This window comes from Agrobacterium sp. D14 (genome assembly GCF_001526505.1).
Taxonomy (GTDB): domain Bacteria; phylum Pseudomonadota; class Alphaproteobacteria; order Rhizobiales; family Rhizobiaceae; genus Agrobacterium; species Agrobacterium leguminum.
Map to the genome: position 1 here is coordinate 1 of NZ_ASXX01000038.1, position 15,356 is coordinate 15,356.

17 protein-coding genes and 1 tRNA gene are annotated in these 15,356 nt (G+C 59.1%); 7 read left to right on the forward strand and 11 right to left on the reverse strand.

Features of this window, described 5'->3' with window-relative positions:
• Positions 1–68: 68 nt before the first annotated feature.
• The 6 genes from L901_RS19270 to L901_RS19290 all read right to left on the reverse strand — a co-directional run bounded on the left by L901_RS19270 (position 69) and on the right by L901_RS19290 (position 3,553).
• Positions 69–260 (reverse strand): type II toxin-antitoxin system VapB family antitoxin, encoded by a 192-nt coding sequence (locus tag L901_RS19270; protein WP_020809509.1) that lies wholly within the window; start codon positions 258–260, stop codon positions 69–71.
• 59 nt (positions 261–319) lie between these two features.
• Positions 320–1,825 (reverse strand): AMP nucleosidase, encoded by a 1,506-nt coding sequence (gene amn / locus L901_RS19275; RefSeq protein ID WP_059759622.1) that lies wholly within the window; start codon positions 1,823–1,825, stop codon positions 320–322.
• Positions 1,826–1,930: 105 nt separating this feature from the next.
• Complete coding sequence (locus L901_RS27485) at positions 1,931–2,104, reverse strand: hypothetical protein (protein WP_003509979.1); 174 nt, start codon at positions 2,102–2,104, stop codon at positions 1,931–1,933.
• Between the two features lie 10 nt (positions 2,105–2,114).
• Complete coding sequence (locus tag L901_RS27490; protein WP_020809511.1) at positions 2,115–2,297, reverse strand: hypothetical protein; 183 nt, start codon at positions 2,295–2,297, stop codon at positions 2,115–2,117.
• Between the two features lie 159 nt (positions 2,298–2,456).
• Complete coding sequence (locus tag L901_RS19285; RefSeq protein ID WP_059759623.1) at positions 2,457–3,053, reverse strand: AAA family ATPase; 597 nt, start codon at positions 3,051–3,053, stop codon at positions 2,457–2,459.
• A 161-nt stretch (positions 3,054–3,214) separates the two neighbouring features.
• On the reverse strand, positions 3,215–3,553 hold the full coding sequence (locus L901_RS19290; RefSeq protein ID WP_059759626.1) for a DUF2147 domain-containing protein: 339 nt from the start codon (positions 3,551–3,553) through the stop codon (positions 3,215–3,217).
• 599 nt (positions 3,554–4,152) lie between these two features.
• On the opposite strand from L901_RS19290, the gene L901_RS19295 reads away from it, so the two are divergent.
• Positions 4,153–4,416 carry a sel1 repeat family protein gene (locus L901_RS19295; protein WP_003524109.1) on the forward strand — a complete coding sequence of 88 codons (264 nt, stop codon included), beginning with the start codon at positions 4,153–4,155 and terminating at the stop codon, positions 4,414–4,416.
• A gap of 435 nt (positions 4,417–4,851) precedes the next feature.
• On the opposite strand, the gene L901_RS19300 is transcribed toward L901_RS19295, so the two are convergent.
• A complete protein-coding gene (locus L901_RS19300; RefSeq protein ID WP_059759628.1) occupies positions 4,852–5,964 on the reverse strand; it encodes a pyridoxal phosphate-dependent aminotransferase in 1,113 nt (370 codons plus the stop codon).
• Positions 5,965–6,403: 439 nt separating this feature from the next.
• Between L901_RS19300 and L901_RS19305 the strand changes: the two genes are divergently transcribed.
• Positions 6,404–7,549, forward strand: a complete 1,146-nt coding sequence (locus L901_RS19305; protein WP_059759630.1) for a multicopper oxidase domain-containing protein — start codon at positions 6,404–6,406, stop codon at positions 7,547–7,549.
• Positions 7,546–8,742, forward strand: coding sequence for a ZIP family metal transporter (locus tag L901_RS19310; RefSeq protein ID WP_059759632.1), 1,197 nt, complete (start codon positions 7,546–7,548; stop codon positions 8,740–8,742). Before L901_RS19305 ends, L901_RS19310 begins: the two co-directional genes overlap by 4 nt.
• A 155-nt stretch (positions 8,743–8,897) precedes the next feature.
• Here the strand turns inward: L901_RS19310 and L901_RS19315 are convergent, their stop codons facing one another.
• The gene (locus L901_RS19315; protein ID WP_020809517.1) at positions 8,898–9,242 is read right to left on the reverse strand and encodes a hypothetical protein; all 345 of its coding nucleotides are present in this window, start codon (positions 9,240–9,242) and stop codon (positions 8,898–8,900) included.
• Between the two features lie 306 nt (positions 9,243–9,548).
• Between L901_RS19315 and L901_RS19320 the strand changes: the two genes are divergently transcribed.
• Positions 9,549–10,766 carry an NAD(P)/FAD-dependent oxidoreductase gene (locus tag L901_RS19320; RefSeq protein ID WP_059759634.1) on the forward strand — a complete coding sequence of 406 codons (1,218 nt, stop codon included), beginning with the start codon at positions 9,549–9,551 and terminating at the stop codon, positions 10,764–10,766.
• A 7-nt stretch (positions 10,767–10,773) separates the two neighbouring features.
• A complete protein-coding gene (locus tag L901_RS19325) occupies positions 10,774–11,574 on the forward strand; it encodes an aldolase/citrate lyase family protein (protein WP_059759636.1) in 801 nt (266 codons plus the stop codon).
• 1 nt (position 11,575) lies between these two features.
• Here the strand turns inward: L901_RS19325 and L901_RS27495 are convergent, their stop codons facing one another.
• Together L901_RS27495 and L901_RS19335 are read right to left on the reverse strand one after the other, a co-directional pair.
• Positions 11,576–11,752 carry a hypothetical protein gene (locus tag L901_RS27495; protein WP_003524115.1) on the reverse strand — a complete coding sequence of 59 codons (177 nt, stop codon included), beginning with the start codon at positions 11,750–11,752 and terminating at the stop codon, positions 11,576–11,578.
• Positions 11,753–11,841: 89 nt separating this feature from the next.
• A complete protein-coding gene (locus tag L901_RS19335; RefSeq protein ID WP_059759638.1) occupies positions 11,842–12,183 on the reverse strand; it encodes a hypothetical protein in 342 nt (113 codons plus the stop codon).
• 162 nt (positions 12,184–12,345) lie between these two features.
• Here L901_RS19335 and L901_RS19340 point away from each other — a divergent pair.
• Positions 12,346–12,436 (forward strand) — tRNA-Ser (locus tag L901_RS19340).
• 95 nt (positions 12,437–12,531) lie between these two features.
• Here L901_RS19340 and L901_RS19345 read toward each other — a convergent pair.
• On the reverse strand, positions 12,532–13,056 hold the full coding sequence (locus tag L901_RS19345) for a chloramphenicol phosphotransferase CPT family protein (RefSeq protein WP_082710730.1): 525 nt from the start codon (positions 13,054–13,056) through the stop codon (positions 12,532–12,534).
• A gap of 617 nt (positions 13,057–13,673) precedes the next feature.
• Between L901_RS19345 and L901_RS19350 the strand changes: the two genes are divergently transcribed.
• Entirely contained in the window at positions 13,674–14,741 is a 1,068-nt protein-coding gene (locus L901_RS19350) for a porin (protein WP_059759642.1), read from the forward strand.
• Positions 14,742–15,356 lie beyond the last annotated feature (615 nt).

Sequence of the window (15,356 nt, forward strand, 5' to 3'; positions counted from 1 at the left end):
TTCCGGCTCAAGGCCGGAATGACGGAGGTTATGTTCTTTGATGGCAATGAGAGCATTGAGTGCGTTGATTAGGACTCATCCGTTCTCCAGCTATCGCGGATTCCACTGAGATTGCCTTGCCGGCCGACGCCTCGTAGCTCCCGGTGTCTCCGGATAAATTCCCTCAAGGCCTCTTCAGCCGCCGCTTCAGCGCTGGAGAGACCGGTAATTTCCATGACCTCTGCGATCAGCTCGTCATCAAGGTCGATAGTCACACGCATTTCGACGCCTCAAGGTGAATGAACCAACATCAGCACCTTGAGGGCGAAGATGCGCGATCTTACTGGAACGCCGTCTCGTAAAAGCTTCTGAGCTTGCGCGAATGCAACGTTTCCGTCGGCATGGCGGCGAGCTTCTGCACGGCGCGGATGCCGATCTGCAGATGTTGGGCGACCTGGGTGCGGTAGAACTCCGTCGCCATGCCGGGCAGTTTCAGTTCGCCATGCAGCGGCTTGTCGGAAACGCAGAGCAGGGTGCCGTAGGGCACGCGGAAGCGGAAGCCGTTGGCGGCGATGGTGGCCGATTCCATGTCGAGCGCTATGGCGCGGGACTGCGACAGGCGCTTGACGGGGCCGGCCTGATCGCGAAGTTCCCAGTTTCGGTTGTCGATGGTGGCGACGGTGCCGGTGCGCATGATGCGCTTCAACTCGAAGCCTTCGTAACCGGTGACTTCCGCCACGGCGCCTTCCAGCGCCACTTGCACTTCGGCCAGAGCCGGGATCGGCACCCAGACGGGCAGGTCGTCATCAAGCACGTGATCTTCGCGCACATAAGCATGCGCCAGAACATAATCGCCAAGCCGCTGGCTGTTGCGCAGGCCGGCGCAGTGGCCAACCATCAGCCAGGCATGCGGGCGCAGCACGGCGATATGGTCGGTGATCGTCTTGGCGTTGGAGGGGCCGACGCCGATATTGACGAGCGTGATGCCGGCATGGCCCTTCTTCTTCAGGTGATAGGCGGGCATCTGCGGCAGGCGCGCGAGCACGGCATCCGTTTCCGGCTTGTCGCAACCGGCGGGGGTGACGATATTGCCCGGCTCCACGAAAGCCGTGTAACCCTCGCCGCCATTCTTCATCAACTGCCGCGCCCATGCGGCGAATTCATCGATATAGAACTGGTAGTTGGTGAACAGCACGAAGTTCTGGAAGTGGCTGGCGCTCGTTGCCGTATAGTGGCTGAGGCGTGCCAGCGAATAATCGATGCGCTGCGCGGTAAAGGGCGCGAGCGGTGCCGGTTCGCCGGGCACCTGATCGTATTCGCCATTGGCGATGAGATCGTCGGTATTGTTGAGGTCGGGCGTATCGAACAGATCGCGCAGCGGCACGTCGGACAGCGAAGAAGCCGCCGCCGCCTCGACATAGGCGCCTTCGCCGAAAGCGAAATGCAGCGGAATGGGCGTGGCCGATTCCGACACCGTGACCGGAACGCCGTGGTTCTTCATCAGAAGCCCGAGCTGTTCCTTGAGGTAATGGCGGAAAAGCTCCGGCCGGGTGATGGTCGTCGTGTAAACGCCGGGGGCGGTGACATGGCCGTAGGAGAGACGCGAATCGACATGGCCGAAGGTGGCGGTCTCAAGGCTGACCTGCGGATAGCAGGCGCGGTAGCGCCCGGCAATCGGCGCGCCCTTGGCAAGTTCGGTGAAGGAATTGATCAGGAACGCCGTGTTGCGTTCGTAAAGCGCGTTCAAAGCCGCCACGGCTTGTTTCGGGTCCGTGAATGTCTGCGGCGCGAAAGGCTCAGGAGTGACGAAGGTGAGGGGCGGAATCGTTGGTTTTGCTATTGTCATGGCCCATTATAAGAGGGCAATTTCGACAGGCAAGCGACAGAAATACGAAGAAACTGAAAAGAAACGCAAAAAGGCAGTTCGAATAACAGCGGGGCGGCGGAAATTTCAGCCGAGCGCGCCACGCTGCAGGCTCATCAAAAGCACGAAGCCGGCGCCCTTGGAGGCGGGGCGGGGATCGGCCTTGTAAACCGCAAGTCCGGCGACCGGACCGAGAAAGATCGAGGCCATCAGCACCAGCCGTAGCGCGGAAAACAGGCCGTTGGAAAAACTTGTCGTCATCGGCCTGTCCTCACAACACGACGGGGCAATTGGCGGCGGGCGAGGGGCTATGCTGGCAGGCGATTGCCGCGCCCGCATTCACCCGCTGGAAACTGCGGTTCGGATTAACGACGAGCGAGGCGAAGGACATGGCGAAGATCGCCATGAGAAACGCGAAGATTGCCAGTCGGCTGATCAGCTTTGCCATGTCCATTCCCCTTATTGGAGTTGATGGACAGAGTTTTGCCACACTCGGACTGAACGGACCCTGAGACCCCGGTTCATATGGCATTCAGGGATGTTAACGGGTGGTGACATGACAGATTGATGCCGCAATGGCGCCGGGCATCTCGCGGGCCCCCCCGCTTTTCGATCAGGACAGAGGGGCTTCCGCACGTGCTGCAAGATCGGTCAGCAGGGTCTCGAATGCCTGAGGCTGGGTCACATCGACAACCGGTAAGCGGTGCTCCTGCGCGGATGCCAGCATGTCCGTGTTTTCCCGCAACGAACGCTCGATGAAGGCGTCGATGATCCGCCGCTTCTCAGCCGCTGCATCTTCATAGCGGGCGTGAGAGCGCATTCTCTCGAGAAGAAAATCATTGCCGGCATGGAGAAAGACACCGGCGACGCTGCCGCCAAGCAGGGGCGAAATGAATTCCGGCCGCAGGGCCGCGCCCTCGAAGATTGTGGAACCGCCGGCGGCGGACCTGCTGTCGATCATCGTGCGGATCAGCGGCCAGATGTTCTGATGATGTATCTTCAGGAACCAGTGGATCGTTTCCGCCGAGAGCCGTGCGTAATATTCTTCCACCGGTGCCGGAATGCCCGGCCATGGCCTGCCCGGATGGCGGGCGAGACTGTCGGTCGATATTGCCTCGCAGCGCAGCCTTTCGCTCAGCAGGCGGGTAAAGGTGCTTTTGCCGACATGCGAGGTGCCCGCAATCAGGATTGTCGAAAGGGTGGGGCGCATGCGTCGCTCTCGTTGGTGTTGGGCGCAACGATACATCAACGGATATATGGCTTCCATGCGGCGTGCGCCCGCAGTCTCGGACGTAGTCCTTGGCAGCGCACCGTGCCGTCAGGCGCGGGACCGCAGGCGGCAGGACAGAAGCCCGCCCGCCGCCCTGTCGATTACAGCCGTGTCCAGGTCTGCGATTTGCACAGAACCTTCAGCACGCAGCCCTTCATGCTCAGCGAGTTGCCGGAAACGGTGCCGGAGCCGCTATAGGTCTTGTCATTGGCGGGATCGGTGATTTCACCCGAATAGCTGTTTCCCTTACCGGAAAGCTTGCCGATCTGTTTTCCGGCGTGTTTGCCGGTCTTCAGCGTCACGCAGAAGGCGCCGCCGCAGGGGTCGATCACGGCGGTTTCGCCACTGGCGGTCTTCCAGTTGCCTTCGATTGCCTCGGCGGCGAAGGCAAGGTTGCCGCTCAGCATGAGGGCGGCGGCAATCGTCATTATACGCTTCATAAAATTCCTCCCGAAATTCGCGCAGGCTTTCTGGAGCCGGCGGCCCAAAGACGCGATGCGCAGATCAAACCCTTTTGGCGTGCGAATGCGCCATCTCTGGCCCAAGCCGCCTGCGGCGCAACGATTGCTCCTTGCACCGCGCTATCCTGTGCCCGTTTCATCCTCATGACGGGCAGGGCGGATAGTATTTGACGTTCACGTAAAAGGAAACAGAAATTTGCGGCCCCGGCGCGGCATTTGCAGCGGCGGCAGGAGCGAAAGAGGGAGAATTGGAAAATCGCTGTTTTGATCGTGGTGAAGGAAGGGTTTAAATCCAATTCTAAACTTTTCGTAAAATTCGCCGCAAAGTCCTTAATTTCCGCGGCTCGTGATATTTAACGAAAACCCAATTTTACCAATCGTTTGCAGTTTGTTTGCGGCGCATTAATCATGCCTTTTAAGCGACCGTTGAAGGCCCCGTGGCATAGTGAACTCATCAAAAGCGCAGGGAAAACCTGCCGGACGAAAGGACAAAAAAGCCGCAAAAGACGGCAGGTCCGGACGATGGCCTCGACAAGAAGGCGAATGATGAAACAGGCAGAAGGACAGGGATTAAAACAATGGCACGCTTTGAAATTCGCGATATCGAAATGGCTGCCGGTGGCGAAACCCGCGCCGACACTCTTTGCAATCTCGGCCTGGTCTATGCGACCGGCCGGGGCTGCAAGGTGGACCTGATCGCCGCCCATAAATGGCTCAACATCGCCGCGATCCGCGGATCGGAAAGAGCCGCTTCGCTGCGCGCCGATCTCGCCCGCAACATGACGAAATCGGAACTGGCCGAAGCGCTGCGCGCCGCCCGTGACTGGATGACGATGCACTGATTTACCCAAGCCTTTATTGAGATTTCCGGTCCGGTTCCCTCCAGTCCCGATGACCGGCGCAAAGGAAAGTAAACCCGAAGGGGAACGCGGCGAGGGCTTTGAAAAGGGCTTTTGCGCTGACACATCAAACCGCGACCGGCAGGAACAAGGCCGGCGCGGTTTTCTTATGTTTGGCCATGTCTCTTCGCCGGAAAACGATTCGCGGGCAGGGGCTTGCGGGAGGATGTTGAATCGCATTCGCATCACCCTGTCATGAGGATGAAACCGCTACGGCAGGCATGACAGGTGCGGTTTTCGAATCGCTTCCTTCCTCCGTCATGCCGGACTTGATCCGGCATCCAGCCACGCCGCGTCTGCGGCGTGAAGGGGTCTTTCGCGATCAAGGACTTGATCGCGCTGGATTCCGGCTCAAGGCCGGAATGACGGCACTCAATATCAGCCCAGCGCCTTGAGGACCTTCGGCAATGCCTGCTCGAACAGATCGAGCTTGTCACCCGGCCCCACGCTCACGCGAATGCAGCGGTTGAGCGGCGCGACGCCCGGCATGCGGATGAAGACGCCATGTTCCATCAGCCCATCGACGATGGCGCGGGCATAAGCCCCGTCGCGATGGCAATCGATGGTGACGAAATTGGTGGCGGAGGGGAGCGGTGAAAGGCCGTTATTGCGCGCGATTGCCGAAATCCGCTCACGGGCGTCAGAAATTTTACCAACGACTTCATGCAGATAGGTCTGATCCTTCAGCGCCGCCAAAGCGCCGGCGACCGAAATGCGCGCCATGCCGAAATGGTTGCGGATCTTGTCGAAGGCTTCGACATTGCCGAGCGTGCCGATGGCGTAACCCACACGCGCACCCGCTAGCCCATAGGCTTTCGAGAAGGTGCGCATGCGCAGAATATTCGGCTGGCCGATCAGCGCGTCGATGGCCGGCACGGCGCTGGCCGGCGCGGTTTCGCAATAGGCCTCATCCAGAATGAGCAGGCAGGTTTCCGGCAGGGCGCGGGCAAAGGCGACGACTTCGCTTGCTTCCCACCAGCTTCCCATCGGATTGTCGGGATTGGCGAAATAAACGAGCGGCGCATTTTCCCGGATGACGAGATCGAGAAGCCCGTCAAGGTCTTCGTGATCGTCGACATAGGGCGTGGTCACGAGTTTCCCGCCAAAACCGTTCACATGGTAATTGAAGGTGGGGTAGCCGCCAAAAGAGGTGACGACAGGCGTGCCCGGCTCGACGATCAGCCGCGCGATCTCACCCAGCAGCCCATCGACGCCGCTGCCGATCGCGATATTGCCGCGTGCAACGCCATGGTGGATGGCAAGCGCTTCCTTCAGCTCATAATTTTCCGGATCGCTGTACATCCAGGTCTCCGCCGCCGCATCGCGCATGGCCAGAAGCACGGAAGGGGCGGGGCCGAAGCCGCTCTCATTGGCGCCGATACGCGCTTCAACCTTCAGGCCGCGGTTGCGCTCGATGGCTTCGGGGCCGACGAAGGGAACGGTTGAGGGAAGCGAAGCGGCAAGCGGCGTGAGGCGGGAAAAGGCTGACATTGTTTAATCCGATATGCAGTTGGAAAGTCTCGTTCCGAGCAAAGCTCAATTCGCCACAATGGGTCAGATTTCCGACGGTTTGGAAACCCCTTCCTGCCGGAATTTACGCTCATGCCCGGTCCGCCGGCGCGACGGGCGGCTGGAAATGCTGTCCCGGTGGGGCTTAGCTCCATGGCGCGACGTCCCGGTTTTGACGATCTCCGTTGAAAATCGACCTCTCTGGCTGGGCTCCGTAGGTGGCAAAGCGATGGATTACCGCAATGTTGCACCCGTTCGTCAAATGCTTGTTGCAATTAATTCCTAATTGCAGAATATAGATAGGCTGGCGAGTATAGTTATTTTAATTGCAAATGATTCTTAATTGCAAAATGCAAATGAAATCGATAGTTCTCACGACAAACAGCCGCCGCAAGAGATGAAAATGGAAAGAAAGTCGCAAATGGAGAAGACGTCACCGACGCGATTGACGGGTGAACTGGTCAGCCGCAGAGGGTTGCTCGCCGGCGGGCTCGTGGCTGCGGGAGGAGGGGCGCTTCTGGCCACCAGCGCCTCCGGCCAGACCGCGCATTCAGTTCACGGGGCAACAGCGCCGGGCTCGGCTCCGGCCGATAGCGCGGCGAAAGCCCACGGCGCGCATGGCTCAATGATGACGGTCGGCGAGGTCGATCCGCAAACCAATGGTTTCGACCCCCACGACATGCTGACGGATTGGGAAACCGGCACGGTGGAGCGCACCGCAGACGGTCGCACCCTTCGCACCTTCGAAATTACCGCCGAGGACAAGGATATCGAAATTGCACCCGGCGTCATGTTTCCGGCCTGGACTTACAATGGCCGCGTGCCGGGACCGACCCTGCGCGCGCGGGAAGGCGACCGTATCCGGGTGAATTTCAGAAATTACGGTTCCCACCCGCATTCCCTGCATTTTCACGGCATTCATTCGGCGCGAATGGACGGCATTCCGGGCACGCCGGGCATGGTCGATCCGGGCGGTGAATTCACCTACGAATTCGACGCCAGGCCCTTCGGCTGCCACCTCTACCATTGCCACAACGTGCCGCTGCGCCGGCACATGCACAAGGGCATGTATGGCGCCTTCATCATCGATCCCGATCCCGACCGGCATCCCGAGCACGCCGGCGTCGCCCGCTCGCGCCTGCTCGGCACGCCGGAAAATGCGGGCTGGCAGGAAATGGTGATGGTGTCGAACGCATTCGACACCAATTTCGACGAGGAGAACGAATTCTACGCCGTCAATACGGTCGCACACGCCTTCGCCAAGAAGCCGATCAAGATTCTCCGCTCGAAGCCGGTGCGCATCTATCTCGTCAACGTGCTGGAATTCGATCCGATCAATTCCTTCCATCTGCATGCGAATTTCTTCAATTATTTCAATCAGGGAACGACGCTGACGCCGACATTGCAGACCGTCGACCTCATCACCCAGTGCCAGGCGGAGCGCGGCATTCTGGAATTCAGCTTCGCCGAGCACGAGCCCGGACTTTATATGTTCCACCCCCATCAGACGGAGTTCACCGAACTCGGCTGGATGGGCATGTTCGATGTCGTGGAGTCGCTGTCATGAATGTCATGGAAACGAAAAAAACATCCGCGCCCGCCCGCTCCGGCCTCACGCTCGTCTGGATCGTCCTGCCGCTTCTGGCGCTGGCCGCCGCCATCGCCTGGATTTTCGCCGCCGACCCGCTCGGGCGGCTCGACAACGGCGCGCCGCCCGTCGAAAACCTCACCTTCGAGCGCACCATCCTCAACGACAGGGGCCTGCAATTGCTGGTCCGGGCCGGCGGTTCGGAGCCGATGACGATAGCGCAGGTACAGGTGGATGCGGCCTACTGGACGTTCACGCAATCGCCTCCGGGTGAAATTGCGAGGGGGTCGTCCGTCTGGCTCAACATCGATTTTCCGTGGAATCTCGCCGATACCCACGCCGTCACCGTGGTCACCAACACCGGCGCGAGCTTCGACCACGAGATCGCCGTGGCGGTGCCGACGCCCACCGCGACATCCGGACAACTCTGGATGCAGGCTCTGGTCGGCATCATCGTCGGCGTCGTTCCCGTCGCCATCGGCCTGATGTTCTATCCCGCTTTGCGCAATGTCGACCAGGGCGGCATGAATTTCCTGCTGGCGCTGACAATCGGCCTGCTGCTTTATCTTCTCATCGACATGACGGAAGAGGCGCTGGAAATCGCCGGCGAAACGGCGGCGCTGTTTCAGGGCCGGGTGATGGTCGTGCTCGGCGCCTTTGCGGCCTTCCTGATCCTGATGGCGGTTGGCCGCCGGCATGGCACGCCGACCGGGCTTGCGCTCGCGACTTACATCGCGCTTGGCATCGGCCTGCATAATTTCGGCGAAGGGCTGGCTATCGGCGCTGCCTTTGCGGCGGGCTCGGCGGGGCTCGGTGCGTTTCTCGTGCTGGGCTTTGCGATCCACAACATTACCGAGGGTATCGGCATCGCCGCGCCGATCCTCAAAAAACGGCCGTCATTGTGGATTTTCGCCGGGCTTACCCTTCTGGCCGGCGGCCCGGCGGTGCTTGGCATGTGGCTCGGCAGTCTCGCTTATGCACCGCAATGGACGGCTTTCGCGCTCGCCATCGGGGCCGGAGCCATCCTGCAGGTCATTGTCGAGGTCTCGGCCTATATGGTCCGCAGCAACGCCCGCAACTTCACTTCTCTCTCCCTGTCTCCGGCGGTACTCGGCGGCCTCGGAGCGGGAATAATGTTCATGTACGTCACGGCGGCGGTCGTGAAGATATGATGACGGCCGCCCCGATATTCTCGATCTCTGCCTCCGATGCGGTGAGCCGGAAGAACGGGGCGGCAGATTTGGATGCCGAATCTATCAGCTACAGCGAGGTGGCGGTCCCGCCGCTTCGCATGCCTATTCCGTGAGCCGCGCTTTTACGGTGGTGGTCATGATGTTTCGAAGCTCAGGCGTCGCACATGGTGCAGGAACTCCGCATCGATCAGCATATTGAAGCCGATCGTCACTTTTTCCTCTTCGCGGCGGATCAGCGTGCAGCCGATCTCATCGCGGATACCGAGAATTTCCAGATAGAAATTGGCCGGCATTTCCAGATCGGGGCTGACATCCAGTTCCGCGCCGTAAAGGGAAATGGTCCGCACCAGGCAGCGCATGGTGTCCTTGGCGCTGAGATGATGCCCGATGAAGGTGATCTTGCCGGGCCGGTCGATCTGAAATTTCTCGTACATCTCGTCCTGGGGGACGTTCTGACGGGGATCCATATGCAAAGCCATGACAACCTCCCGGATTGCCTCTTTTGATGCCGATTTTAACGCCGCTTCCTTGCCAGGGCATGAAGGAAATGCGCGCAATTGTCTGTTCTCTGTCTCGATCTCGACCAATCTTCCCTTCGGAAGCCGATGTTTCCGCTATGGAAATGCGCTCGGTCCCATCCGGTTGCAGCCTGTGCTGATACTGCGTCACGCTTGCACGGGGCTGGTGTTGACTGGGGCCGTACTTGGCGTTACGCCTGAGCCTTGCAATATCGCTTCGCGAGGCCCGGCAGGACCGGCGCTTCGTGATTCTTCTGGGAGTGGACTGTGACGGGAAGGCTGGTAATCGTCGGGGCGGGGCAGGCCGCTTTCGCGCTGGCGTCGAAGCTTCGGGCGCTGAAGGATGAGCGCCCCATCACCATCGTCGGTTCCGAGGATGCCTATCCTTACCAGAGGCCGCCGCTCTCCAAAAAATACCTCCTCGGCGAGATGAGCTTCGACCGGCTGATGTTCCGGCCGGAAGAATGGTACGCGGAGAACGATGTCGATATCCGGCTTTCCACCTGGGTGGAGGAGATAGACCGCGCCGCCAAATCCCTGCGCATGCAGGACGGCAGCACGCTTTCCTATGACAGGCTGGTGCTGGCGACCGGGGCGGCTCCCCGCCTGCTGCCCGCCAGTATCGGCGGCGATCTGGAAGGCGTCCTGACCGTGCGCGACAAGCGCGATGCCGACCGGCTTATGGAGGAGATGAAGCCGGGCCGCAGGCTGCTGGTAATCGGCGGCGGCTATATCGGTCTCGAAGCGGCCGCTGTCGCGCGCAAGCTCGGCCTCGAAGTGACCTTGATCGAAATGGCCGACCGCATTCTCCAGCGTGTGGCGGCGAAGGAAACCGCCGATATCATGCGCGGCATCCATCAGGCCCACGGCGTTTCCATTCGCGAAAAGATCGGCCTTGTGCGTCTTGTCGGCATGGATGGCCGGGTGGCCGCTGCCGAACTCTCCGACGGCTCGACGCTGGATGTGGACTTTGTGATTGTCGGCATCGGCGTGACGCCGAATGATCGCCTCGCTCGCGAATCGGGCCTTAATGTTGGCAATGGCATCGTGGTGGATGACCACACCCGCACCTCCGACAGCGCCATTCATGCCGTGGGCGATTGCGCGCTGCTGCCCTGGCGCGGCCAGCATGTGCGTCTCGAATCGGTACAGAATGCTGTCGATCAGGCCGAGGCGGCCGCTGCCGTGCTCACCGGGGCTGAAGTCGCCTATGATCCGAAGCCATGGTTCTGGTCGGATCAATATGACGCCAAGCTGCAGATCGCCGGCTTCAACCTGGGTTATGACGAGACGATGCGGAGGCAGGGCGCGCGTGAGGGCAGCTGGTCCGTCTGGTATTTCCGCGATGGGCGATTCGTGGCGGTGGATGCCGTCAACGATGCCAAGGCCTATGTCGCGGGCAAGAAACTGCTCGATACCGGCGCCGAGCCGGATCGCGCCATCCTGGCGGATGCTTCCGCCGATCTGAAATTACTGCTTTCCTGAGGATATCATGCCTGCTCCCGAAAACCGTTTCAAAACCGCCATCCATGCCGGCAAGCCGCAGATCGGCCTCTGGCTCGATATGGGCGAGGCCATCACGGCGGAAATCGCCGGTACGGCGGGGTTCGACTGGCTGGTGATCGACGGCGAGCATGGGCCGAACGATCTGCGCAGCATCATCGATCAGTTGCGCGCCCTTGCCTCATCGCCTGCCGAACCCGTGGTGCGCGTGCCGGTCGGTGAAAGCTGGATGATCAAGCAGCTTCTGGATGCGGGTGCGCGCACGCTTCTGGTGCCCATGGTCGATTCGGCCGGCCAGGCGAAGGATCTGGTTAGCGCCATGCATTATCCGCCGCGCGGCATTCGCGGCATGGGTGCTGCTGTTGCCCGCGCTTCCGCCTTCAACACGATAACCGATTACGCCGACAGCGCCTCGGACAGTGTCTGCCTGCTGGTTCAGGCCGAAACGCGGGCGGCGATCAACGATCTCAATAATATTCTTGCGGTGGAGGGCGTGGACGGCGTCTTCATCGGCCCGGCGGATCTGGCCGCGGATATGGGCTATCTCGGCAGGATAGACGAGCCGGAAGTGCAGGCGGTGATCGAGGCGGCCATCGTCAAGATCGTCAAGGCGGGCAAGGCCGCCGGCATTCTCACCTTCAACGAAACCTATAATCGCCGCTATCTCGAACTCGGCGCGTCCTTCGTGGCCGTCGGTGCGGATGTGACCGAATTCGCCAGTACCCTACGTGCGCTCTCGGCCCGTTACAAGGGCGCAGCAGCGCCTGCGCCATCCCGGTCTGGCTATTAATTCAGTCGTCGTTGCTGGCGTTCAGCTTTTCCGGCGGAATGCCTTCTTCGCCGGAGGCGAGATAACCGGTGTTGATAAGGGCGGCGCGAATGATGCGCTGGATGGCCTCATCCCTGTCGACGCCGTGATCCCTCGCAAAATCCGACAAAGCCGCTTCAAGATCGTCGCTAAACCGCATATCCGCCCCCATTCATCACATTTCAAATAAATACGAAAAGGCAAGGCAGGATTGACCCGCCTTGCCTCAATTTTAATTCGATGCGGCGATTAGCGCCAGCGATAAAGGCTGCTGTTCGACGAGTTCTGCTGCGTGCTCGCACCAATCGCATAACCGATGGCAAAACCGAGTGCGCCAACGATCGTCAGCAGGGAGGTCGCCGTGCCGGGATTTTCCTTGACGGCTTCCACGACATTCTGGCCCTGGGCGCGGACATTATGCGCGGCCTTGCGAACGCGTCCGCGCGCCTCATCCAGAAATTCGGACGCATCCTCGCTCACACCTTCCGCGCGGGCGGATACGGATTTGGAAAGGGATGCGATCTGCGAACGCAGCTCCGCAATCTGGTTTTCGATCGTGTCTTCGACAACATTCAGTTTGGTCTGAGCCATTAGAACACCTCTTTTGTTACCGAAGGCAGAACGTGCCGGCCTGCAAGAAGTTCCCGAAAGGCCCGCAAAGTTTCGCAGGAGGATGTTCAGCCAACAGGTTTTTGTGCTTCTTGGCGAAAAAGCCTTGCAATCATTTTTTTTACGCAATAATCAGGCCGCACCGGAGAGGTGGCCGAGTGGTCGAAGGCGCTCCCCTGCTAAGGGAGTATACGTCAAAAGCGTATCGTGGGTTCGAATCCCATCCTCTCCGCCACTTCGGCGCAAGACCGGAAAATTCCAGCTCAATAGATTCCCCCAGTTCCAGATCACAACCGCACGCATGTTTGTAAATGCGCGCAGCCGTGCGCACTATGAAGTCGCGGATGGTCGCGCCCGCCAGGTCTCGATTATGGAAGAAACGAGCGAATCAAGCGGCTCGGCGGTGTCGACTTCGATGTCGTACCGGCAGTAGTCATGTGTTTTCAGATGATACCGCGCTTCCCCGATTGTCCTGTCCCCGCGTTCCCGCTCGCGTCGTTCCATTTCCGCGAGGGGAGCATGCACGCCGACCCAGAACGTGTCCAGATGCGCGAACAACGCCCGCAATTGCCATGCCCAGCCTGGCTCTTCAACGATGTGCTCGACAACAATATCGTTGCCCGCTTCGGCAAAGGACACGATGGAGCGGTGAAAACCGTCAAAGAACCTGGCGCGCTCATTGCTCAGGCCGGTATGCGGTGTTTTTTGTTTGATGGTGCGAAAGCCGCCATCGGCAAGCTGATCAGACGCGTAATAACAAAAGGGTTCCGTCAGCGCCTGTCTGAGCGCCTTGGCGAGTGTCGATTTGCCGGCGCTCGAGGTGCCGTTCAATAAAATAATACGACCATTCCGCATGTCTATTGGTTCTTCCGTCTGTTTCGAATTGGCACTCGTGAATCGATATTAAAGGATAGTGTTTCAAGCGCGATGTCGCGCCGTCAATCAAGTCTCCGGTCGATACGGATCGGTGGCGGCATGTCGGTGCCGTAACCAGTCCGGGGAGGGCTCTTCGAATCGTTGCGCGAGGAATCGTTCGCAAAAGGCATGGTTTTTTCCGCTGTTTCTTCATACGCGCTGTCGCGGCATGACAGATGCAGGCGGGAACGAAGCAAAAGTTTCCATCATCCTTGCCCGGCGAGGCAAGGTTTCGCCGAAAAAGCCAGTAGTTTAGAAAGACCTTGTTAACCTCGCTAACTAACGGATTTTCAAGCAATTTCTTAACGCATGGTAAAGCCGCCCGCGGGCCGGCTGCGCACTGTGTGTTGTTTCCGCAACAAACCGAAATGAAGCATATACGTAAATGCTATTTATCGGATGTTGGCGATTGCAAGCGGCGAAACCTTTTGTATTTTCACCACCAGAAGCGAGGCGGTGGATCGTTTGGCTTCTAAGAACACGGGAATGGGGCAGGGAATGCTGTCCTTCAGCGAAAGTACCCAGACCCACTTAAAAACTTTGACTGGAGGTCAACCATGAACATCAAGAGCCTTCTGATCGGCTCCGCTGCGGCTCTCGCAGCAGTATCCGGCGCTCACGCTGCCGACGCTATCGTCGCTGCTGAGCCTGAGCCCCTGGAATACGTTCGCGTTTGCGACGCTTTCGGCACCGGCTTCTTCTACATCCCCGGCACTGAAACCTGCCTGAAGTTCGACGGTTACATCCGTTTCCAGACCGACTTCGGCCGTAACAAGTCCGGCACGTCTGACTGGGATTCGTTCACGCGCGCTCAGTTCAACATCGACACCCGCACCGACACCGAGCTCGGCGCTCTGCGCGGCTACATCGGTCTTCGCGGTCAGGCTAGCAACGATTCCAGCCGTGGCGTTGTTGTTGACCAGGCTTTCATCGAACTCGGCGGCCTGAAGGTCGGTTACTACTACAACTGGTGGGATGATGGTCTCTCCGGCGAAGTTGACAGCCTCAGCTCGAACCAGACTCGTCTGAACGCCATCCGTTACACCTACGACGCTGGTTCTTTCTACGTTGGCGTTGCTGTTGAAGAACTGGACGCTGCTCGCGGTACTTCCAACATTTCCAACGACTTCGTAAAGGGCGGTTCGTTCGAAAACCCGAACAACGTTGGTATCTCCGCTATCGTTGGCGCCAAGTTCGGCGGCGTAAACGCTAACCTGCTCGGCGGCTACGACACCGATGCAGAAGAAGGCGCAATCCGCGGTATCGTCACGGCTGACATCGGCCCGGGCACGTTTGGCCTCTCCGGCGTTTGGGCTTCTGGCGCAAACAAGTACTACGAAGAGTCCGAGTGGACGGTTGCTGCTGAATACGCAATCAAGGCAACCGACAAGCTGACCATCACCCCCGGCGTCCAGTACTTCGGTACGATCGACATCGGTGCTGACAACCAGTTCGTTGGCGACCGCGATGCATGGCGCGCTGGTGTAGCTGTTGGCTACAAGATCACCCAGGGCCTCTCCACGCTCGTTTCGGTTAACTACCAGGACGTCGACGGCACCGAAGGTGTTGACACCGGCGCTGGCGACAGCTGGGTTGGTTTCGTTCGCCTTCAGCGCACGTTCTAATCTGATCTGACATTGTCAGTGATGGAAAGCCCGGCTCTCGAGCCGGGCTTTTTTGTTTGAATGGTATTATGATAGGGCGGACATCGCGGCGGGTGGCGAGATCGTGGCGGCGTTCCGATTTCTGCAGCTTTATCCTCGGAACAGACCGCTACACATGCCCATCGATTCGCTCGGTATCGGGAGCCTTGAGTCGTTTAAGGAATCCGAAGCTGTAGGCTTTTGCTTTTCGGTCAGTTTTTTTCTTGCAGAAGTAGGGCCATCTGCACATTGCAATCGTCTTTTGAACAATTTCCGGTGGCCTGATCGTGTCCAGATTCAGGTGATCTCGTGGGTTTTCTCACGGCGGATTTTTCGAGCCTCTTGTTAAGTGACTGAAAAGCATAAGTTATTAATGATTTTTTAACGAATGGGGTCCCGTCGGTTAGAATTGTAGCTATTTCGCAACAATGAAAAACTAAGGACACCTTACTGTCTTGCTTCTGTCACGATTGCGATTGCCTGAGCGACCGGTTTTGGCTCTAATCATCTCCATAAGCGGCACGCATTTCTGAAGTGCTTTCCCACCCGCTGCTTAGAAGATTAAGCGTTTGACTGGAGGTCAACCATGAACATCAA